The following is a 21,416-nucleotide window of genomic DNA, read 5'->3' on the forward strand; positions in this document are numbered from 1 at the left end:
GGGCGGTGCGAGACCGATGACGTCCCCTCTCCCGGCTCACTTTCGTTCGCCACCCTCCCCCGCAAAGGGGGGAGGGAGAGACCACTGAAGCCTCCTTCGAGACGCAGACTGCGTCTGCTCCTCAGGATGAGGGGAAGGCAAGACAAAGACGGGGCTGACGAAGAAGGATGCCATTCCTGGCCGTGCACGGCAAAGCAAAGAGGCAGGGCATAAGCCCTGCCTCATGCATGTCCGGTGTTGTGAAGTTTAGTCGAGCGTCCGCACCCGGCGACGCACGGTGGTTGTGGTCGTGGTGTCGTCGTCATCGTTCATCAGACGTCCGGGGGCATAATCGCGGGCGGATTGCACGGTCACGCGCTTCTTCACCTGTCCGGGAGCGTAGTAGGACGCGCCGCGGCGGGTGGTGACGGTGGCGGTGGTGGAAGGCTCGCGCACGACACGGCGCTCCACGGTGCCGGAGCGGCGGATCACGCGGGTGGAACTCACCTCGTCGTCATCCTGCATCATGTGACCGGGGGACACGGAGCGGGAGCGGATTTCCACCGACTGGGCGGAAGCTGCCGTGCCAAAGCCCACAACCAGAGCAGCGGCCATCAGGCCGGTTTTAACAAGACGCATACTAACCTCCTCAAGGGGTTCCTTGGTTGCAGACCCAACGTGAGGTCGCCCTGAGCGTTCCAGCGTGACAATGAATTTTGTCGGCTCCTTAGGACAGGGATCAGCGGTGGCGGTAACGGTCGCCTGTCCTCGTCAGGGCCGGGTCTGGCCTGCCCGCCAACCCTCCGCGGTCCCGACGAACGCGAGCAGGTCGGACACGAAATCCTCCGGCGCTTCCCATGGCGGGTCATGGCCGATCCCGGGGCTGAGCTTGAGGCTGGCGCCCGCGATGCGGGTCGCGAGCTGCTCCTGTTCGGCCTGCGAGAAGACGCTGTCCTGCTCTCCGCCCAGGATCAGCACCGGGCAGCGGATGCGGCCGAGATCCGCCGTGGCATCGGCTTCGAGAAGGCCGGACAGCGCCGCCTTCCACACCCGCGCCGGAACCTTCAGGCTCTCGGCCACGATCCGGTCGAAGAATTCCTCCGGCACCGGGCGGCAGAGGGTGCTGGCCTCGAACGTGCGGACGAAGTCCTCCCCGACGGGATCCTCCAGCGCGTCGACCTGGCGTAGCAGGTCCCGCGTGGCCTCGTTGCGCGCCGTCACGGCCGAGCCGACGAGGACCAGGCGCTCGACGCGCTCGGGGTGCTGGGCCGCAACCAACCGGGCGACGAAGCTCCCCATGGAATGTCCCACCACGACCGCGTTTTCGATGCCGAGACGATCCAGGAGGCGCAGGGCGTCTCCGGCGAAATCGGCGGGGGTGTAGCCCCCGTCGGGCCGGTCGGATTCCCCATGCCCGCGCTGATCCGGCACGATCACGTGCCAGTCCTTCGGAAGAAGCGGGAGGATGCGGCTGTAGGAGAACCAGGAATCGGCATAGCCGTGCAGCATCAGGACGGCCCTGCCGGTCCGCGGGCCCTGCTCGGCGACATGCAGCCCGAGGCCGGATGGCAGACGATGCTTCGCAAAGCGCAGATCGTTCGGCATGGCCGCCATTTTACTGCGGAGGAGAGGAGGCGGCAATTGCCGATGCGTTCCGCTTTTCAGGCGGGCCGTCGGCTAGACGGTGTCCAAGGGTGCAGCCTCCAGGAGCGCGGCCTCCTTCTCCGGCGGCATGCCGGCCTTCAGGGGCACGTCGCGGCGGCCCCGGTCCCAGGCGAGAATCTGGCTCAGGGTCTCGTCGAGCGGCCGCAGCTGCAGGCCGTGCGCAAAGGCCTTGCCGGCGTCGATCTCGAGGAAATGCCGGAAGGCCTCATTCGCCTGCGGCAGCCAGAGAGGAACCTCGCTCCAGGGCTCGAGGCCCGCGGCCAGAACCGCCTCGTCCGGGCGCCAGACGAAGCGCGCATCCGATCCGGCCACCCGGCGGATCGCCTCCAGGAGATCGCCGAACGGAAAGGGGCGGCCGGTGAGGTTGAAGATCCCGCTCAAAGTCCGCTCCGCGCCCTCGACGATGAAGCGCGCTGCATCGCGCACGTCGATGAGCTGGACGAGGCGCCCCGGATCGCCGGGCGCCGGAACCGGCCCGCCCTGATCCACCCGGCGCACCCAGGAGGTCAGGCGGTCGGTGTAATCGCCCGCGCCGACAAGCAGGCCCGCGCGCAGGATGAAGGCGCGTTCGCCGAGGCGGTCGAGCGCCACGAGCTCGCATTCGCGCTTCAGCGGCCCATAGGCCGTGCCGTAGTTCGCGGCGCCGGAGCGCCGCTCCGGGGGCAGGGCGCGCGCCATCTCCAGCTGCTCAGGGCTGGCGCGGCTCGCGGGCGCGTCCTCCGCGATGCCCGGCACCGTGAAGCCCGCATAGACGGAGGCGCTCGTCACCAGCGCATAGCGGCCGACGTCGGGCAACAGGGCATCGAGGAGCGAGGCCACCGCGTCGGGCGCGAAGGCGCAGGTATCGACCACGAGATCGAACGAGCGGCCTTTGAGCGCCGAGAGATCGCTGTGCCGGTCGCCCACGAGAACCTCGATCCCAGCCGGCTCCGCATCATGCCCGGTCTGCCCGCGGGTGAAGATCGCCACCTGGTGGCCGCGCGCCAGCGCCTCCCGCGCGACCGCGCCGCCCAGAAAACCCGTTCCGCCCACCACAAGCACGTTCATCATCCGCCCCTCCTGGTCTCACCGCAGATGGTGATTCCCCGCCGGGATGATCGGCGGCGCCGGGCGGTCAGGCAAGGCGGAGCCGCAGGATGAGGGCTGAGCAGGGAGGACGGGGATCACCGGAACCTGTCCGCGGATGACGTGGAGGGTTCCAGGTCCGGAGGAGCTCAAAGAAATGTGGGGCGCAGGAAAAAATGCGGGTTTCGCCGGCCTGTCCTTGGGTTATAACCTGTCCATTCAAGGGGGCTGGATCGATGGCGACTTATATTTCAGACACAAGGGAAGTGACACAAACCGTTCTCGGCGATCTCGTGCTCGAACGGAGCGGTACCATCCGAACCGTCGCGACCGCCATCGATGCCGAGCGTTTTGCGTCGGTCACGGTTTTCGGCTCGATCTACAGCGAAGCGAATGCGATCGCGGCGAAATTGGGATCGCAGATCAGCATCGGCTCCTCAGGGATTATCTACAGTGAGCTTGTCGGCCTCTCGGTCGAAGGACAGTCGAACGTCAACAATGACGGGTCGATCCTCACCCGAGCCGTCTTCGGCGTCGGGATCATCGCCACCGGTCGGCTGAACACCATCTCGAATACCGGCACGATCCAGGCCTATTACGGCATCCGCGTCACCAGCGGAACGGCGCGCGCCGACAGCATCGTCAATACGGGCAAGATCGTCTCTCACGACGGCGTCGGCATCGAGCTGATCGGCAGCGGCACGATCACCAACAACGGCGACATCCTCGCCGGGATCGCAACCGGCATCAAGCTGACGGACGGCGTGAGCGGCCGGGCCAATGTGGTGATCAACACCGGCTTCATCTGGGCTGGAACGGCCATCGAGGGATCCGCGCAGGCCGATCTCGTCACCAATACGGGAACGATCCGGGGCTGGGTCGATCTGGGAGACGGCAATGACCGTTACCGGGGCGAAAACGGCTGGAGCAACGGCTACATCCTGCTCGGCAATGGCGACGATCAGGCCTGGGGCGGCGCGGCTTCGGAAATTTTCAGCGGCGGGGGCGGCAACGACACCGTCGACGGCGGGGCAGGCGACCAGGATGCGATCTATTTCATGGACGATGCCAACAACGTCACGGCGGATCTGCGCATCGCGGGACCGCAGCAGACCGGCGAGGGCCTCGACACCCTTCTCAATATCGAGTGGGTCTATACCAGCGACGGGGCTGATCGGCTCACCGGCAGCGATCTCGCCAACTTGCTCGACAGCGCCGGCGGAAACGACACCCTCGATGGCGGCCTGGGCAACGACACGCTCGATGGCGGCGGGGGGATCGACACGCTCGTGTTCAGCGGCAGCAAGGCCGCGACGGTCACTCTCGGCCTCGGCTCGGTGGGGCAGAACACCGGCTATGGCCTGGACCTGATCCTCGGCATCGAGAATGTCGCCGGCGGTTCCGGCGCGGACAGGCTGACCGGCGACGGACTGGCGAATGCGCTCGTCGGCAACGGCGGCAAGGACCAGCTCTCGGGCGGCGACGGAGACGATACGCTCACGGGCGGCGCGGACGACGACATCCTGACCGGCGGCGCCGGCCGGGACGTGTTCGTGTTCGATGCGGCGCGCTTGAAGAACGTCGACACCATCAAGGGCTATGTCGTGGCCGACGATGCGATCCATCTGCAGAATGGCATCTACACCAAGATCGGCGCCCCGGGCGCCCTCGCCGCAAAAGCCTTCTGGTCCGGAAAGAAGGCGCACGATTCCTCCGACCGTGTGATCTACGACAAGGCCACGGGCGCGCTCTATTACGACGCCGACGGGACGGGCTCCGCCCTGCAGGTCAAGATCGGCCAACTCGCCAAGAATCTGAAGATGTCCGCGGCGGAGTTCTTCGTGATCTGATTTGCTTGAATCCGGCCGCTCGTCGACGACACTCTCCCGTCATGGCCGGCGCTGTGCCGGCCATCCACGTCCTTGAACCCTTGCAGAAGACGACGTGGATCCCCGGACCACATCCGAGCCAACGGGGAGGCGCTGCGCCGGAAAGGGCGAGGAGGTTCATCGGAATTTCTGTTTCTGTAGCGGGCTTATCACCGCCGCGTCATGGCCGCACTTGATGGACGGCCATCCACGTCTTGATCGGATTCCAGCTCACGACCCTCATCCTGAGGAGCAGCCGTGAGGCTGCGTCTCGCAGGAGGACTCAGCGCGCTCTGGACCCTCCTTCGAGACGGTCGCTGAAGCGGCCTCCTCAGGATGAGGTTGGACGAAGAGCGGTAAAGACGTGGATCACCGGCACAAGGCCGGCGATGACGAAGAAGAGGTCGGGTGCAGCGTCCTGCCGGTCAGCGACGTGCTTAAAGGCCGGATCGCGCCGAGGCGTTCTTCGGCCGCTTGGCGGGCTTGGATGCGTTAAGGGCGGCGGCGGCGCGGATGAGGGTTGTGAAGGCCTCCTCGTCGAGGGCCTCGCCCTCGTGGAGATCGATGGCGCGGCGGGTGTTGCCGTCCAGGCTGGCGTTGAAGAGGCGGGACGGGTCGTCCAGCGCGGCGCCCTTGGGGAAGGTCAGCTTCACGACGCTCTTGTAGGTCTCGCCCGTGCAGATGATCCCGGCCTTCTCCCACACCGGAACCCCACGCCACTTCACCGCCTCGACCACATCGGGCAAGGCCTGCCCGATGAGCGCCCGCACCCGCGCCAACGTCTCGCCGCGCCAGTCGTTCAGGTGCTGGATGTGCGCGTCGATCTGTTGGGAGGGGGAGGGCGGTTCTTGCGGCGGGGTGTTTGTGCTCGTTTGCATGGGTGTTGGCGCTTTCCTCGTAGTAGCTCCCGGTGCCTGTCAGCCAATTCTGGAGATCACCAAGATGTTTGACTGGGAGCGCCAGCAACAGTTTCCATTCTACGTCAGAGTCGCTAAATTGATTTAGGTGCTCTACTATAAATGACAATCAAATGAGTGATAACCCCCTTGATGGGAATGATGAGAGTAACGATTCGCAGAATCCAAAACTCTCCTTTCTAGAGTTGATGGCCCGTGATGCAGCGCGGCGGAGCGCCCGGTTAGAGGCAGCAGCGTCAGCATTGCGCCTTGGTGAGTTTCCGACATCTCCTGAGCTTAGAAAAATCATACAAAGTACGGTCGGACGAGAGAGACAGAGGCTACTACAATCACATCCCTTTTGGACCGAGATGAAGTTGAGAGAGGGCTTCAAGGCACTCGTAAGCGCCGCTTACGCTGCACTGGCAGATATTTGTCGACACGAAGCGGCTCTAACTGCGTATGCCACTGATCGCGGCGTTTTTCAGCAGCACGTTGAATATACCGTCTCCAATCCTGCTCAGAAGGATGTCATGGCATTCTGCGCCGCTGCGACTGGCCTAATCGACACAACCCGGCGAATTTTGAAAAGGCGCCCCGATATTGCTGATGAAGTATCAGCATTAATCGGAAGGCTATTCGTTGATGATCTTACCGCATTTGTGAAAGATCTGAGAAAAAACCTATCGCATGGCTCTGTCGTCGTTCCTGGCTGGATGCTTCAAACCGATCAAACTGGAACCTCAGGAGCTATGAGCTTCGACAGCGATGAGTTGCTAGCGTTTGGAGATTGGTCAGCTTCTGCGCGGAAGTATATCCTTTCAGCCTCCGATGGGCGAATTCGCGTTAGTAAAGTTGCCAATCTATACCATAAGAAAATTCAGGACTTTTCCGTCGGTTTAGATGATGTCTTCTCCCAGAATGTGTCCGCTTCCGAAAGAGACTTCTATGACCTCGAAGATGAGTACCGCATGAGGGGGCAAGGCCAATGGGCAAAAATACTTGCCGACCAAGTTGGCCGAGGACGTGACCCGTACAGATACCTTCACAGGTTTTTCAAGGACGAGGAGGTTCGTGCGATCCTTCGCTTGCCGAGACACAGCAAGGAGCAGGTAGATTTTATAATTGCTTTAAAAGGCGCTGAGATCAGATGTGATAATGCCCTAAGAGATAGTCTCTATCGCATGTTCGGAGCACCTACTGACGATGCTGGATAGGAAATTGGATCTGCGTTTGGGTGCACATTGTGCCTTAGCGTTCATATAACGCTATGCCTCTATCAGGATCCCATTTTCCAGAACGATCTGAATGAGGCTGATGCATCAGTTGGGATCTTGGCTGAAGATATTGGAGGAGGCTTGAGAAATATTGAGCCAGGAAATCGGGCCTGCTCTTCATCCCAAGGTGCTACTAATCGCTTTTGATCTGTGTGTACGAAGCATGTAATCAAAACGTTGTGGTGAAAGACGAACTGATAAAGCCCATAGTCTGGAGATTCAGTTTGTGCCGCTCTGTATGCAAACTGATCCCAGACATCCCACTTGCCTTGTTGAAGCGTGCCAACTTGAGCTGCAGGGATATCAATGTCGGGAAGTTCTCCCTTTATGAACTCAGGCCCGATGCGAACATCAGAGACCACTATACCACTTGGTGGTACAATCAATTTTGTGCCGTGATAGTGCGCTGCTAAGGCCATCTTTGCGCAAAAATTATATAAGTAGGTCCTCACAATAGGACCAATATGCATCAGCTCAAAGTCTGATCGTCCTATCGTCTTTTTTAGTCTTATCTTTTCCTTGGTCAGCCCGGAAGCATTGTAGAACATCTCCAGAATGATGCTCTTATCATTGCTGCTTATGGATCTAATAAGCTCTACGAGGCTGGGATCTTCGCTGTAAGCCTTGTCAAACGGCTTCGCTCTAAAGAGCATGGTGGAAACCATCTCGCTCAACGAACTAGCTCGGTTGCAGTCTGAGCAAGCAGGAAAGACGAAGCCGTCAGGCCTCGCCTTTCCGATAAACATTACCTTCGGTGGAGCGTGATCAATCTCGACAGCAGGTTTTGAGCCACCACAATAGCAACAATAAGGATGGCTCTTTATAAACCGTCGAAACCTGAGTGATCTCTCTCCCATAAGGCTTATCAGCTGCACCCCGTCGTGCTGCCGCAGGTATCGCACTTCAAGCACGTCCCGTTCCGCACCAGCGTGAAGTTGGCGCATTCGGGGCAGGCTTCGCCGACATAGCCTTTCATCTTGGCCTCGGCGCGCCGGTCGGCGACGGAGGGGGCCGTGAAGGCGAGCTTGGACATCTCGGCTTCGCCGACCGGTTTCTCCTGCACAGCAGGCTGTGCCAACTCAGCCTTCAACGCATTCGCCCCGACCGTCATGCCGCCCGTGCGCTGAGTCACGCCCGTGGCGCTGCCACCGCCGGGGATCAGCATGAGGCGGTCGGAATTGCCGCGCACGAAGCCGCGGGAGACGATGGCCGTGGCGGGGGAGGGCTCCGGCGCTTTCGACTGGTCCTCGCCCTTGCCGATGGTGGTGGGGCCGGCTTCCGACGGGTCCACATGGGCGAGGTCGTTGCGGGAGAGATACGAGACCGCGAGCTCGCGGAACACGTAGTCGAGGATCGAGGTCGCGCTCTTGATGCGCTCGTTGCCCTGGACGAAGCCGGCGGGCTCGAAGCGCGTGAAGGTGAAGGCCTCCACGTATTCCTCCAGCGGCACGCCGTATTGCAGGCCGAGCGAGATCGCGATGGCGAAGTTGTTCATCATCGCGCGGAAGGCAGCGCCTTCCTTGTGCATGTCGATGAAGATCTCGCCGAGGCGTCCGTCGTCGTACTCGCCGGTGCGCAGGTACACCTTGTGGCCGCCGACCACGGCCTTCTGGGTGTAGCCCTTGCGGCGGTCGGGCATCTTCTCGCGGTCGTGCACCTTCACGATGCGCTCGACGATCTTTTCGACGATCTTCTCCGACACGTGCGCAACCTTCGCGGCGGCCGGCATGGCGGCGAGGGTCTCGACCGCGTCGTCCGCATCCTCGTCCTCATCGGCGATGAGAGCGGAGTTGAGCGGCTGCGAGAGCTTGGAGCCGTCGCGGTAGAGGGCGTTGGCCTTCAGCGCCAGCTTCCAGGACAGCATGTAGGCGTTCTTGCAATCCTCGACGGTGGCGTCGTTGGGCATGTTGATGGTCTTGGAGATCGCACCCGAGATGAAGGGCTGCGACGCCGCCATCATGCGGATGTGGCTCTCCACCGAGAGATAGCGCTTGCCGATCTTGCCGCACGGGTTGGCGCAGTCGAAGACCGGGTAGTGCTCCACTTTGAGGAAGGGTGCTCCCTCGAGAGTCATCGCTCCGCAGATGTGGATGTTCGCGGCCTCGATGTCGGCCTTCGAGAAGCCGAGGAATTGCAGCAGGTCGAAGGACGGATCGTTGAGCCTGTCCGCCGGCACTTTGAGCGTGCCGGTGAGGAAATCCTCGCCGAGCGTCCAGCGGTTGAACACGAACTTGATGTCGAAGGCCGACTTCAGGCCCTTCTCCACCGCGTCGATCTTCTCGTCCGTGAAGCCCTTTGAACGCAGGGAGCCGGGGTTGATGGCGGGCGCTTGGCTCATGGAGCCGTGGCCGACCGCATAGGCCTCGATCTCGGCGATCTCATGCTCGCGGTAGCCGAGCGCACGCAGGGCATCGGGCACCGCCCGATTGATGATCTTGAAGTAGCCGCCGCCGGCGAGCTTCTTGAACTTCACCAGGGCGAAGTCGGGCTCGATGCCGGTGGTGTCGCAATCCATCACGAGGCCGATGGTGCCGGTCGGCGCGATCACGGTGGACTGCGCGTTGCGGTAGCCGTTCTTCTCGCCGAGCTCCAGCGCCTTGTCCCAGGCGGATTTCGCATGGGCGACGAGATCCTGGTCGGGGCAGGAGGCGTGATCGAGGGGGACCGGGTTGACGGCGAGGCCCTCGTAGCCCTGCGCCTCGCCATGGGCCGCGCGGCGATGGTTGCGGATCACGCGCAGCATGTGCTTCGCGTTGGCCTTGTAGTTCGGGAAGGGCCCGAGCTCGCCCGCCATCTCGGCCGAGGTCGCATAGGACACGCCGGTCATGATCGCGGTGAGCGCGCCGCCGAGCGCACGTCCGGCGTCGGAGTCGTAAGGAAGGCCCATGGTCATGAGCAGGCCGCCGATATTGGCAAAGCCCAGGCCGAGGGTGCGGTACTCGTAGGAAAGCTGCGCGATCTCCTTCGAGGGGAACTGCGCCATCATCACCGAGATTTCGAGCACCACCGTCCACAGGCGGCAGGCATGCTCGAACGACTCGGCGTCGAACTTGTGGTTCTGGCGGTCGAAGAACTGCAGCAGGTTGGCGGAGGCCAGATTGCACGCCGTGTCGTCCAGAAACATGTATTCCGAGCAGGGGTTCGACGCCCGGATGCGTCCGCCGGCGGGGCTGGTGTGCCAGTCGTTCATGGTAGTGTTGAAGTGCAGGCCGGGATCGGCGGAGGCCCAGGCGGCGTGGCCGATCTGCTCCCACAGGTCGCGGGCCTTGAGGGTCTTCACCACCTTGCCGTCCTTGCGGGCGGTGAGGTGCCAGTCGGCATCGTTCTCGACGGCGCGCAGGAAGTCATCCGTCAGAGAGACGGAGTTGTTGGAGTTCTGGCCGGAGACGGTGAGGTAGGCTTCCGAATCCCAGTCGGTGTCGTAGACGGGGAAGTCGATGTCGGTGTAGCCCTGCTTGGCGAACTGGATGACGCGCTTGATGGAGTTGTCCGGGATCATGACCCGGCGGGCCAGCTTGATCTCCTTCTTCAGGGCCGGGTTCTTCTCCGGATCGAAGCAGGCATCGCCCTCGGCCTCGCAATTCACGCAAGAGCGCATGATGGCCTTGAGGTGCTTGGCGGCGAGCTTGGAGCCGGTGACGAGGGCCGCAACCTTCTGCTCCTCCTTCACCTTCCAGTCGATGTAGCTCTCGATGTCCGGGTGATCGACATCGACCACCACCATCTTGGCGGCGCGGCGCGTGGTGCCGCCCGACTTGATCGCGCCGGCGGCGCGGTCGCCGATCTTGAGGAAGCTCATGAGGCCGGACGAGCGGCCGCCGCCGGAGAGCTTCTCGCCCTCGCCGCGCAGCTTGGAGAAGTTGGAGCCGGTGCCGGAGCCGTACTTGAACAGGCGCGCCTCGCGGACCCACAGGTCCATGATGCCGCCGTCGTTCACCAGATCATCCTCGACGCCCTGGATGAAGCAGGCATGCGGCTGCGGGTGCTCGTAGGACGACTTGGACTTGGTCAGCTTGCCGGTCTTGTAGTCCACGTAATAATGGCCCTGGCCGGGGCCGTCGATGCCGTAGGCCCAATGCAGGCCAGTGTTGAACCATTGCGGCGAGTTCGGCGCCACCATCTGGTTGGCGAGCATGAAGCGCAGCTCGTCATAGAACGCCTGGGCGTCTTCCTCGGAGGAGAAGTAGCCGCCCTTCCAGCCCCAATAGGTCCAGCAGCCGGCGAGGCGGTCGAAGACCTGCTTGGAGGAAATCTCGGAGCCGAGGCGCTGATCCTCGGGCAGGGCGGAGAGCGCCGCCTCGTCGGGCACGGAGCGCCACAGCCAGGAGGGAACGTCGTTCTCCTCCACCTTCTTCAGGCGGGCGGGGACGCCGGCCTTGCGGAAATACTTCTGGGCCAGCACGTCGGAGGCCACCTGGCTCCAGGTCTCCGGCACCTCGATGTTCTCGAGCTTGAAGACGACCGAGCCATCCGGATTGCGGATCTCGCTCGTGGCGAGCCGGAAGGCGAGGGAGGAATAAGGCGATTGGCCGGTTTTCGTATAACGCCGCTCGATCCGCATAGGTCACATTCCTAAGTTCTGAGGACAAAACGTCCCCATGGCCGCGATTTGCCCCGCAGCTCATCAGCCCACAATTATTGTTCGACGCCCCAACGATCCGCTCTTTCGGATCGCCCACGCAACACGCCTGAGTTACGGCCCCGTTCGGGCGTCACAGGTGGCGCGGCAACTCTGTTGCCACGGGCTCTGACGCCTGCTCTGGGGAGTGTTCAACCGGCCCTTTCAGGTCGGCCGCCGGTCTCTGGTCGGTACCCCGGCAAGCTAGTCGTGTTGCGAGCCTTACGTCAAGAACTAGTGTCGTGGCTGACGGTTCCGAACTATATGTTGTGTGTACCTGTGAGAATTGTGGATAACAATTTCCCTTCCGGCTAAGCCTCTCAGACTCCTCTGAGAATCCGTTCCCGATTTTTGCAATGGCCAAGCTTTGCCGGCTCAAGAGCGCACTTCGAGTCATGCTTAACGGCCGATCAATGTTGTGCCGGCGCATCAATCTCGGGTGCCAGCTCCGGATGGCGGCTTCGGACCCCGGCCGAGCCTGAAATGGCCCGAATGCGGGAGATTTGCCTGCCGCCGCCGGGGAAGGGGTGAGTCGGAGAATCAGAGCGGGCTTTTCGCGACTCGGAAGGCTGGACTTCGCCCACCCTTGCGGCCATATTCCGCGCAACTTCACGAACCCCTCCGGCGGGAGCAGCATGAAAGAGTTTTTCACCCAGTTCTTCACCTGGTGGAACGGACAGACCCTCGGCACCCGATTCTTCACCTGGCGCAAGGGGCAGTTCGTGGGCACGGACGAGTTCGGCAACACGTACTACCGCTATGTCCAGCCGCAGGCGATCGACTCCAATGTGGGCGCCGAGCGCCGCTGGGTCGTCTATAACGGCGATGCCGACGCCTCGAAGGTGCCGCCCGGCTGGCGCGCCTGGATGTGCCACAACGGCGACGTGCCTCCGAGCGAGGAGACCTACCGGCCTCATTCCTGGGAAAAGCCCTATGTGCCGAACATGACCGGCACGGTTCAGGCCTACCGGCCGCAGGGCTCGCAGCTCTCGACCGGCCAGCGCCCTGCTGCCACCGGCGACTACGTGCCGTGGGCACCGGGGGAGTGAGGCTCCGCCGAGCCTCGCCGCATTATCTGTCATGCTGAAGAAAACGCAGGCCCGCACCTGCATCGAATGCGGGCTGCCTTACGGCCATCCCGATTTCACCTATCACGCCGGCCGGATCGAGAGCGGACCGGCCTATTGGTCGGAGCGTGGACTTCTCTGCTCGCACGCCTGCTCCACGGCGCATTTCGAAAAGCGCGTGAAGCGGGGCGATCCCATGACGGAGCCTGCGCCCAATCCGCTGGAGCAGGACTGGTCCTGAAAGTCTAGCCCAAAAAGCCACAGCCTCTTTCCCCTCCCCCTTGCGGGGAGGGGTAGGGGTGGGGGTCGCAAAGTCAGAGCACTCAACCTTATGAGCAAAGCTGTAGCCTGATACAGCGCCTGACGTCCTAATTATTCACCCAGTCGCACCACCCCACCCTTGATCCCTCCCCGCAAGGGGGAGGGAAACACCTGCCATGTCCTTTATGAGCTAGACTTTGAGGAAGGCCTGGGCCGGGACTAGGCCGACCGATTGCGGAAGGCCTCGATGTTCTGCGCGAGATGCGCGATCTTTCCGGTCCCAGTGAGAATCACGGCGTTCGGAAGCTGTTCCTCGATATAGCGGAACGCGGCCGTTGCCGCCGCCTCGAAAGGCTGCCCCGCCAGCAGGCCGCCCATGGCGAAGGGACGGTTGACGATCGCAGTGCGGTCGCTCGCTGCCAGCTCCGGCAGCAATGGGACCATGCTCGTGTTCGACCTGTTCAGGGGAAACTGCAGCGCGTCGTACAATCCGCTTTCCAGCGCGAGCCGCCCGGCTTCTACATCGCTGACGCTCGCACCGAAGGCGGTCACGCCGCAGCGCCTCGCATACTCCATTGCGGCGATCACATCGGGATCGGTGATGACATCGCTCGTCGCCTTGTGGATCTGAAGCACATCGATGGTCCCGAGGCTGGAGAGGCTATTGTCGATGCTTCGGACCAGCGCATCGCGGCTGTGATCGACAAAGCTGGAGCCGCGCTTGAAGTCCCAATGCTCTCCCATCTTCGTCATGATGGTGAGTCCCTGCCTGCGGCAGGGCTCAAGACCGGCAAGGAAACGGCCGAGGCGCGCTTCGCTGTCCGCATAGGCCGGAGCCGTATCGAGAATGGTGATGCCGAGGTCCAGGGCTTTGGCCAGCAGGGCCTGCGCCTCGTTCTCATCCGGCAGCGCACTATGGTTGACACCCCACGCGCGGCCGATCGAGAGCAGGCCAAGGCCGAGTTTGAGGCCGTGTCCGGTGAATGTCTGCAACATGCGGTTTACCCGCCTGGCTTCGGATGAAAATAGGATTGCCGCCTGAGGATCTCTTCCGAGAAGAGTCCGAAGGCCTGGATGACGGAGCCGGTCGGAACATCGATCTGGCGGGCGACGCCTGAACCTTTCAGGACGCCGCCGCGCTCGTCCGGCTCCGGATGGCGAAAGGTGCCGCCATCCCCCAAGGTGCAGTTCTGGCAGCGGATGGGCCCGAGGATCTGCGCACCGCGCCCAATCCGGTTGGACAGGGTGAGCGATCCTCCACCCAGAAGACGCGCCCCGTCACCGATCTCGATAACATCGCCCGTCCCAGCCTTGAGGGTGAATCCGCCTTCCTCGCCGATCTCGGTCTGAGCTCCGACCCTGATCGATCCGCCGGAGGCAACAAGCCTGCTCCCCGGGAAAAGCTGCGTGTCGTCGCCGATGACGATGGTCCCATCGTCTCGAATCTGAAGGATGACGCCGGGCCAGAGGACCACTCCCTTTCCAAACTGGACGCTTGGTGAGATCAACACGGAGGTCGGCTCCGGTATCAGAACGCCGCGATGGGTGAGGGCAGCCGTTTCTGCAACGGACAGAAAACCGAGCTGTCGTCGGGCATCGTCACTTGGAACCTGGACGTCTCTCATGCAGGTGTCTTCGCTCCCAGAGCATCGGACCCAAAAGCGGATTTGCACTTTCGGGAGTCATCCGATGCTTACGCCTCATGCCGGCGCATCGTGCGGACCCAGAGGTCCGCACGATGCGCTAGGCCGCTTGCACGCCTAGGAGCTTAGCCGATCGATCCCGATCATGAACAGCCCAACGAGATATGAGAGCGCTGGTGCCTTCGTGAGGGGCTACGACCCGTAATCCAGCTTCGGATACCAATCCGTGCCGCGCCCCTCCGGCGTGGTGTCGAGGAAGTTCCAGAGCGGCGCGAAGTCAGGGGCGCCGCGCGGGTCCTGGCCGGGATCGGCGGAATCGCCGGTCATCTCCCCGCTCCAGAAGTGGCGGATGGTGCCATCGCGCCTCGTGAAGACGTTGAAGCTCGGGATCTCCGACCCGTCCGGCAGCACACCATGGTAGTCGCGGGAGTAATTGCCGTTGAGATCCGTATAGAGCCGCAGGTTCGTCCAGCCGCGCTCCTTCTTCCAGGCGATCAGCCGCTCGATCGGCGACCGTGCCACGACGGCGAGCGCCATGCGCTGCTGGATGTCGGCGGCGTTGCCCTCCAGGCCACCGAGAAGGTTGGTGCACATGGGGCAGGGCCGCGCGCGCTGCGGGCCGAACATGTAGCTGTAGACGGCGAGCGACTGCTTGTCATCAAACAGGTCGGCGAAGCTCACCGGGCCGTTCTCTCCCTCGAAGCGATAATCGCCCGTCACCGGGCCGCCGGGCGGCAGGGCGCGGCGCTGGGCGGCGACACGCTCCAGATGACGCCGCAGCTCGATCTCCTCCGCCAGGAGCGCGGTGCGGGCGGCGCGGTACTCGGCGCTCTCGTTCGGAAAGCGCACCGGCGAGCGGCGGGCGAGTTCTTCGGCGGGAGCAAGCTTGTCGGACATGGAATGCTCCTCGGACGCCGCCTCAGGACTTGCGCGGACCGACGAGGCCGAACAGGGCTCCCTGCGGATCGCTGGCGACGATGATGAAGACGCCGCCCGGCACCTCGGCGGGGCCGTAATGGATGGTGCCGCCATTGTCGGACACGGCCTGCGCCGCGGTGTCGATGTCGCCAACACCGAAATAGAAGGTCCATGCGGGCGGCGGCCCATCGGGCGTGCGCCGCATGACGGCGCCGATCGTCTGTCCTTGATGGGTGATGAACTGGTAGTCGCCCATCTCGCCCATCGGCATGGCGTCGCCCTTTTCCCAGCCGAAGCGGGCCTTGTAGAAGGCGAGTGCCGCTGCGGGATCACTGGTGGAGAGTTCATTCCAGTTGCAGTGACCGGACTTGTTCTGGTCGAATGCCGTGCTCGTACCGTCCATCGCCCCGCGCATGACGTAGAACATCACCCCTTGCGGGTCGCTGAGCATCGCGAAGCGCCCGACGCCGGGAATGTCCGAGGGCGGCATATGCTGCGTGCCGCCGTCCCGGACGATGTCGGCCGCCGTCGCATCGACATTCTCGACGGCGACGTAGCCGAGCCATTTGGGGCGCATGCCGGCGCGCTCGGCGCCTTCCGGGAGCCGCATGAAGCCGCCTACATCCGCGCCGCCGGTCCTGAAGATCCCGTAGCCTTGAGCGGAGCCTTCCGCAGCCCGGTTTTGCCAGCCGATGACGGCGCCGTAAAAGCGGGCTGCCGCATCCGCGTCGGTGGTCAGAAGCTCATACCAGGTGAAGTCGCCGTGCTGATTGGCCATGGAGCTGCTCCTTGCACATCGTGCGGACCCGAAGGGCCACGACAGTGAATAATGGCTTCGATTTTACGCGCTCAACAATGCGCTATGAAAAGGATAAGCATCGGATGGATCCCAAAAGTGCCTTCCACTTTCGGGTCCGATGCTAAACGTCGAGAATCGGCATGAAGCCGCCGAAGATCATGCGCTTGCCGTCGAAGGGCATCTGCTCGCCCATCGCCTTCATGCGCGGATCGGTCATCATCTTCCGGTTGGCGGCGTCGCGCACCTCCTTGGAAGGGTACTCGATCCAGCTGAACACCACGACCTCGCCGTCCTGGGCCTTCACGGCCATGCGGAAGTCGGTGAGCTTGCCGTCCGGCACGTCGTCGCCCCAGCACTCGACCATGCGGGTGGCGCCGAACTCCTTGAACAGGGGCGCCGCTTCCGCCGCGTGCTTGCGATAGACTTCCTTCTTATCGGCCGGAACGGCCAGCACGAACCCATCGACGTATTTCATCGGGCATTTCCCTTGTCTCGAGCTTGTAGGCCAGCTGCGTCATTATGATAATTAGTTGATATCAACATAAAAGCGCTTTGTCAAATTGCCGCTTGGTTTCCGCCTCGAGGGCAGGGGGGCTTGGCCAGGCCGCGGACCAGGATGAACCTCCAATCTTGAGCATGTCCTGCTCCGTGGCTTCCGGGCCGGTTCGGCCTGCCAGGCGTCAACTTCCCTGCTTGCCCTTTTTCCATCTTGGTTCACGTGCTATCGCGGTGCCGGACTTCACGGATGGAGTGCGGCCAGGCTCGGCCGGACAGGAACGCCAGATCGAACTTGGCTTGGACAGCATGATGAATTTCGGATGGGCGCGGGCTGCCCTGGTGCTCGCATCGTTTATCGGCGGCCTCGGCACGGCACAGGCGGACAGGATCAAGAATCCCACGGCCGTCTTCTCGGGCCTGGACAAGATCACCGGGCGGATCGTGTCGTTCGAGGCGGCCATCGACGAGACCGTCCAGTTCGGCGCGCTCCAGATGACGCCACGGGTCTGCTTCACCAAGCCGCCGACGGAAACGCCCAACACCACGTCCTTCATCGAGGTGGACGAGCCCGGATCGGACGGAAAGACCAAGCGGGTCTTCTCCGGCTGGCTGTTCGCGGCGAGCCCCGGCCTCCATGGCCTCGAGCACCCGGTTTACGACATCTGGCTCGTCGACTGCAAAGGCGGCACGGAAGTGATCGCGGAGCCGAAGGAGGTCCCCGAGGAGCTCCCGCCGATTCAGGACGCGGCGCGGGGCCCGAACGACCTGGCCCGGCCTGGCGACATCGTGGCTCCGGCCGCAAGCACGGCGCCACGGCCGCCGGCGGTCGAAACGGCCCCCCTGCAACAGCAGCCTGCCCCACAGCCGCGACAGCCTGCCCGCCGTCCGGTCCCAGCGCCGATCATCAACACGGATCGATAAGGCTTCAGGAGGGGGCTTCAGGAGATCTGCAGTACGGCGAGGACCTCCTCGCCGCTGAGTGGGTTCTCCCGCGGCCAGACATGCCAATCCGCCGCATGCTCCATCGCATTGCGCAGCATCTGCTTGTAGGCACGGCGAGGGATCTCGACGGCGCCGAACTGCGCCAGGTGCGAGGTCACGAACTGGGTGTCCAGGAGCGAGAAGCCGCCCCGGCGCAGGCGGGCGACGAGATGGACCAGAGCCACCTTGGAGGCGTCGCGCTCCGTGTGGAACATGCTCTCGCCGAAGAAGGCGCCGTTCAGCCTGACCCCATAGAGGCCGCCGACGAGCCGGCCCTCGCGATACACCTCCACCGTGTGGCAATAGCCGGCGTCGAAGAGCTCACCGTAGAGTTCGCGGATCCGCCGGCTGATCCACGTCTTCTCCCGGTCCGCACCGGGGGTGGCACAGCCGGCGATGATGCCGTCGAAATCATGGTCCACCCGCACCTCGAAGACGTCGGAGCGGACAGTGCGGGCGAGGCGCTTGGAGATGTGGAAGCTGTCGAGGGGAATGATCCCGCGCTCGCGGGGCTCGACCCAGAACAGGGACGGGTCATCCGCATCCTCCGCCATGGGAAAGATCCCGGCTGCATAGGCTTTCAGCAGGATGTCGGGGGTAATCTCGGTTGCGTGGTCGGGAGACCGGGTCATTCACCAACATATCCGATCATTCGGGCAGTCCTTCATAAGATAGGATTGCCGAACCGCGAAGTCAGATTGGTTTCAGGTAGATTTTGCCGAGTTCCTGCATCTCTTCATCGGTTTTTCGAAGCTTCGTCGCGATGCCCCACAGATCGTGCTTCTTCGGGCGGCGAAATCCGAAGAATTTTGCGAACCCGGCGCCGACACAGGCATTCCCGAGCGACTTCAGCGTGAAGCCCGTGTGATGGGCCATGTAGAGGTTCCCGTCAGCCATCGCGGGTCTGAAGCCGTATAGCATGTCGAGAGGCGAAACCGGGCCCCTGCCACTGGTATAGATGGGCGTCTCGATGTCTCCCGAAGCCAAGCGCTCGCCGATGGTCTGGAGATCCGGGCAGGTCAGAATCGCGAATCCGTCAGGCTTGAGAACCCGGCGCATCGCTTTCAGCGCCAGTAGAACCTCGTGAGGATAGAGATGCTCGATGTTGTGGGCCGAATAGACCGCATCGAAGCTGTTGGACTCGACTTGAGATAATTCGGGCAGCTTGTCGACGATGTCCGGTTGAACGCTCCTGTCGATGTCGAGCGTCACCTCTTCCCATTCGGAGCTTGCGAAAGCTTTGACGGTCAGGTGCTTGCGCTTCGGGCCGCAGCCGACATGAAGAAAGCGAGGCATGTTGTTTCCATGGCCTCGCCTCCGACGACGCGGCCTCCCATCCCGGAAGAATAGAAGGCCTGATATTTCATAACAAGACGTTACGCCGGCTCGTCGCCCAATCCGCCGGTTTTCAGGAAGTTCTCGAGCCAGTGGATGTCGTACTGCCCGTTCTGGATGTCCGGATTGCGCACCAGGGTGCGGAAGAGCGGGAGCGTGGTGTCGATGCCGTCGACCACGAACTCGTCGAGGGCCCGGCGCAGGCGCATGAGGCACTCGTTGCGGGTGCGGCCGTGAACGATGAGCTTGCCCACGAGGGAATCGTAGTGCGGCGGGATGCGGTAGCCCTGGTAGGCCGCCGAATCGACGCGCACGCCGAGGCCGCCTGGCGGGTGGAAGTAGCTGATCGTGCCCGGCGAGGGGCGGAAGGTCGAGGGATGCTCGGCGTTCACGCGGCACTCGATGGCATGGCCTTCGATCCTGACGTCTTCCTGCCGGACCGAGAGCGGATGGCCCGCCGCCACGCGGATCTGCTCGTTGACCAGATCGATGCCGGTGATCATTTCCGTAACAGGGTGCTCCACCTGGATGCGGGTGTTCATCTCGATGAAGTAGAACTCGCCGTCCTCATAGAGGAACTCGATGGTGCCGGCGCCGGCATATTGCAGGTCCTGCATGGCCCTTGCCACGACGCCGCCGATGCGCTCGCGCATCTCCACGTTGAGCGCCGGCGAGGGACCTTCCTCCCACACCTTCTGGTGGCGGCGCTGCAGGGAGCAGTCGCGTTCCCCGAGATGGATGGCGTTGCCCTTGCCGTCGCCGAGCACCTGGATCTCGATGTGGCGCGGCTTCTCCAGATACTTCTCGATATAGACCGCATCGTCGCCGAAGGCGGCCTTGGCCTCGGTCTTGGCGGTCTGCAGCGCGTGGACGAGGTCGTCCTCCGTGCGCGCCACCTTCATGCCGCGCCCGCCGCCGCCGGCGGCGGCCTTGATGATGACCGGATAGCCGATGTCCCTGGCGACCCGCTTGGCCTCGTCGTCATCGGTGATGCCGCCCTCGGAGCCGGGCACGCAGGGGATGCCGAGGCGCTTGGCGGTGCGCTTGGCCTCGATCTTGTCGCCCATGATGCGGATATGCTCCGCCTTGGGGCCGATGAAGGCGATGCGGTGATGCTCCAGCACCTCGGCGAAACGCGCATTCTCGGAGAGAAAGCCGTAGCCGGGATGGATCGCGTCCGCGCCGGTGATCTCGCAGGCGGCGATCAGAGCCGGGATGTTGAGATAGCTGTCGCGGGCGGCCGGAGGGCCGATGCACACGCTCTCGTCGGCCAGGCGCACATGCATGGCATCCGCGTCGGCGGTGGAATGGACCGCGACGGTGGCGATGCCGAGCTCCTTCGCCGCGCGCAGGATGCGCAGGGCGATCTCGCCTCGGTTGGCAATGAGGATCTTATCGAACATATCGCGCCTTACTCGATGACGAGGAGGGGTTCGCCGTATTCAACAGGAGTTCCGTCTTCGACATAGATGGCGGTCACGGTGCCGGCGCGGGGCGCCACGATCTCGTTGAAGGTCTTCATGGCCTCGACGAGCAGGACCTTGTCGCCGGCCTGGACCTTGGAGCCGATCTCGACGAAGTTCTTCGCTTCCGGGGAGGGCTTGCGGTAGGCGGTGCCGACCATCGGCGAGAGCACGGCGCCGGGATGGGGTGCGCCAGACTTCGCGGCCTCGATGGCAGCCGCAGCGGGAGGCGGGGCAACGACCGGTGCGGGAGCGTGAGACGCGGGAGCTGCCACCGGGACCGTGACGGCGGCGGTGACCATGCGCGCCACGCGGATGCGAAGGTCGCCCTTCTCCACTTCGATCTCGCTGAGATCCGTGTCGGCGATCAGATTCGCCAGCTCACGGACGAGATCGGGATCGAAAGGGTTTTCCTTGGCCATGGGGCTTACCTCTGCTTCCTGAGGAATTAGTGCTGGGAGGACTTTGCCTGGCGGGCCCGCTCGGCCATCACCCGGTGAACCGCTTCCAGGCCGAGCAGGTAGCTCATGGGCCCGAAACCACAGATCACGCCGACGGAGACGGGCGCTATGAGCGAGCGATGGCGAAAGCCTTCGCGTGCATGAACGTTCGAAAGATGAATCTCGACCGTCGGAGCGCCACTGCCGGAAATGGCGTCGCGCAGCGCGATCGAGGTGTGGGTATAGGCGCCGGCATTGATGATGATGCCGGCTCCCTGCGCTCCCGCTTCATGGATCCAGTCGACGAGGTGTCCCTCATGGTTCGACTGGCGGAACGTGACGGCCGCCCCCAGAGCCTCGGCCTTCTCGCGCACGAGCTTCTCGATATCCTGCAGCGTGGTGCTGCCATAGATCTGGGGCTCTCTGCGGCCAAGCAGGTTGAGGTTGGGTCCGTTGAGGACGAAGACGGTGGTCATCGGATGAGGAGCGTTCCTTGAAGCTCCGCCAGGCGGAGCCGAGACGCCCTCTTAGCCAAAAGGCGAGCAGGGGGGAAGGGGAAAACCAAGGCTTTCCCAAGCTTGGCGGGGGTTCCGTTGGGTTATGAAACCCGTTTTCATCGTCATGGCCGGGCTTGTCACGGCCA

The 21,416-nt window shown here is 63.2% G+C and carries 21 protein-coding genes; 5 read left to right on the top strand and 16 right to left on the bottom strand.

Translation table 11 applies throughout. The features are described from left to right. Positions 1-246: 246 nt before the first annotated feature. The 3 genes from ILT44_RS06680 to ILT44_RS06690 form a co-directional block, all read right to left on the bottom strand. A complete protein-coding gene (locus ILT44_RS06680) occupies positions 247-618 on the bottom strand; it encodes a hypothetical protein (RefSeq protein WP_204238798.1) in 372 nt (123 codons plus the stop codon). A gap of 132 nt (positions 619-750) precedes the next feature. Beyond that, on the bottom strand, positions 751-1,584 hold the full coding sequence (locus ILT44_RS06685) for an alpha/beta fold hydrolase (protein WP_204238799.1): 834 nt from the start codon (positions 1,582-1,584) through the stop codon (positions 751-753). A 72-nt stretch (positions 1,585-1,656) separates the two neighbouring features. Then, complete coding sequence (locus tag ILT44_RS06690) at positions 1,657-2,694, bottom strand: NAD-dependent epimerase/dehydratase family protein (protein WP_204238800.1); 1,038 nt, start codon at positions 2,692-2,694, stop codon at positions 1,657-1,659. Between the two features lie 251 nt (positions 2,695-2,945). On the opposite strand from ILT44_RS06690, the gene ILT44_RS06695 reads away from it, so the two are divergent. Continuing rightward, positions 2,946-4,559, top strand: coding sequence for a calcium-binding protein (locus ILT44_RS06695; protein WP_204238801.1), 1,614 nt, complete (start codon positions 2,946-2,948; stop codon positions 4,557-4,559). Between the two features lie 455 nt (positions 4,560-5,014). Here the strand turns inward: ILT44_RS06695 and ILT44_RS06700 are convergent, their stop codons facing one another. Next, complete coding sequence (locus ILT44_RS06700) at positions 5,015-5,455, bottom strand: DUF1801 domain-containing protein (protein WP_204238802.1); 441 nt, start codon at positions 5,453-5,455, stop codon at positions 5,015-5,017. 152 nt (positions 5,456-5,607) lie between these two features. On the opposite strand from ILT44_RS06700, the gene ILT44_RS06705 reads away from it, so the two are divergent. Further along, the gene (locus ILT44_RS06705) at positions 5,608-6,690 is read left to right on the top strand and encodes a hypothetical protein (protein WP_204238803.1); all 1,083 of its coding nucleotides are present in this window, start codon (positions 5,608-5,610) and stop codon (positions 6,688-6,690) included. A 62-nt stretch (positions 6,691-6,752) separates the two neighbouring features. Here the strand turns inward: ILT44_RS06705 and ILT44_RS06710 are convergent, their stop codons facing one another. Next, entirely contained in the window at positions 6,753-7,424 is a 672-nt protein-coding gene (locus ILT44_RS06710; protein WP_204238804.1) for a hypothetical protein, read from the bottom strand. Between the two features lie 191 nt (positions 7,425-7,615). Beyond that, positions 7,616-11,311 (bottom strand): vitamin B12-dependent ribonucleotide reductase, encoded by a 3,696-nt coding sequence (locus tag ILT44_RS06715; protein ID WP_204238805.1) that lies wholly within the window; start codon positions 11,309-11,311, stop codon positions 7,616-7,618. 692 nt (positions 11,312-12,003) lie between these two features. On the opposite strand from ILT44_RS06715, the gene ILT44_RS06720 reads away from it, so the two are divergent. Beyond that, positions 12,004-12,417, top strand: coding sequence for an NADH:ubiquinone oxidoreductase subunit NDUFA12 (locus ILT44_RS06720; protein ID WP_204238806.1), 414 nt, complete (start codon positions 12,004-12,006; stop codon positions 12,415-12,417). A 31-nt stretch (positions 12,418-12,448) separates the two neighbouring features. Beyond that, a complete protein-coding gene (locus ILT44_RS06725) occupies positions 12,449-12,676 on the top strand; it encodes a hypothetical protein (RefSeq protein WP_204238807.1) in 228 nt (75 codons plus the stop codon). A gap of 239 nt (positions 12,677-12,915) precedes the next feature. Here ILT44_RS06725 and ILT44_RS06730 read toward each other — a convergent pair whose 3' ends face one another. From ILT44_RS06730 to ILT44_RS06750, 5 genes are all read right to left on the bottom strand, one after another. Next, positions 12,916-13,692, bottom strand: a complete 777-nt coding sequence (locus ILT44_RS06730) for an aldo/keto reductase (protein ID WP_204238808.1) — start codon at positions 13,690-13,692, stop codon at positions 12,916-12,918. A 5-nt stretch (positions 13,693-13,697) separates the two neighbouring features. Then, positions 13,698-14,321, bottom strand: coding sequence for a hypothetical protein (locus tag ILT44_RS06735; protein ID WP_204238809.1), 624 nt, complete (start codon positions 14,319-14,321; stop codon positions 13,698-13,700). 210 nt (positions 14,322-14,531) lie between these two features. Beyond that, positions 14,532-15,236 carry a DUF899 family protein gene (locus ILT44_RS06740; protein ID WP_204238810.1) on the bottom strand — a complete coding sequence of 235 codons (705 nt, stop codon included), beginning with the start codon at positions 15,234-15,236 and terminating at the stop codon, positions 14,532-14,534. A 22-nt stretch (positions 15,237-15,258) separates the two neighbouring features. Further along, positions 15,259-16,035 (bottom strand): VOC family protein, encoded by a 777-nt coding sequence (locus ILT44_RS06745; RefSeq protein ID WP_204238811.1) that lies wholly within the window; start codon positions 16,033-16,035, stop codon positions 15,259-15,261. A 142-nt stretch (positions 16,036-16,177) separates the two neighbouring features. After that, positions 16,178-16,531 (bottom strand): DUF1428 domain-containing protein, encoded by a 354-nt coding sequence (locus tag ILT44_RS06750; RefSeq protein ID WP_204238812.1) that lies wholly within the window; start codon positions 16,529-16,531, stop codon positions 16,178-16,180. A gap of 332 nt (positions 16,532-16,863) precedes the next feature. Here ILT44_RS06750 and ILT44_RS06755 point away from each other — a divergent pair, with 332 nt between their 5' ends. Next, the gene (locus ILT44_RS06755) at positions 16,864-17,475 is read left to right on the top strand and encodes a DUF2155 domain-containing protein (RefSeq protein ID WP_204238813.1); all 612 of its coding nucleotides are present in this window, start codon (positions 16,864-16,866) and stop codon (positions 17,473-17,475) included. Positions 17,476-17,492: 17 nt separating this feature from the next. Here ILT44_RS06755 and aat read toward each other — a convergent pair whose 3' ends face one another. The 5 genes from aat to aroQ form a co-directional block, all read right to left on the bottom strand. Next, positions 17,493-18,167 (bottom strand): leucyl/phenylalanyl-tRNA--protein transferase, encoded by a 675-nt coding sequence (gene aat, locus ILT44_RS06760; RefSeq protein WP_204238814.1) that lies wholly within the window; start codon positions 18,165-18,167, stop codon positions 17,493-17,495. A gap of 61 nt (positions 18,168-18,228) precedes the next feature. Continuing rightward, entirely contained in the window at positions 18,229-18,831 is a 603-nt protein-coding gene (locus tag ILT44_RS06765; RefSeq protein ID WP_204238815.1) for a class I SAM-dependent methyltransferase, read from the bottom strand. Between the two features lie 80 nt (positions 18,832-18,911). Then, on the bottom strand, positions 18,912-20,273 hold the full coding sequence (gene accC / locus ILT44_RS06770; RefSeq protein WP_204238816.1) for an acetyl-CoA carboxylase biotin carboxylase subunit: 1,362 nt from the start codon (positions 20,271-20,273) through the stop codon (positions 18,912-18,914). Positions 20,274-20,281: 8 nt separating this feature from the next. Then, entirely contained in the window at positions 20,282-20,755 is a 474-nt protein-coding gene (gene accB, locus ILT44_RS06775) for an acetyl-CoA carboxylase biotin carboxyl carrier protein (RefSeq protein WP_204238817.1), read from the bottom strand. Between the two features lie 26 nt (positions 20,756-20,781). After that, positions 20,782-21,249, bottom strand: a complete 468-nt coding sequence (gene aroQ / locus ILT44_RS06780; protein WP_204238818.1) for a type II 3-dehydroquinate dehydratase — start codon at positions 21,247-21,249, stop codon at positions 20,782-20,784. Between the last annotated feature and the right edge of the window lie 167 nt (positions 21,250-21,416).

It is taken from the genome of Microvirga arvi, assembly GCF_016892765.1.
Lineage (GTDB): Bacteria > Pseudomonadota > Alphaproteobacteria > Rhizobiales > Beijerinckiaceae > Microvirga > Microvirga arvi.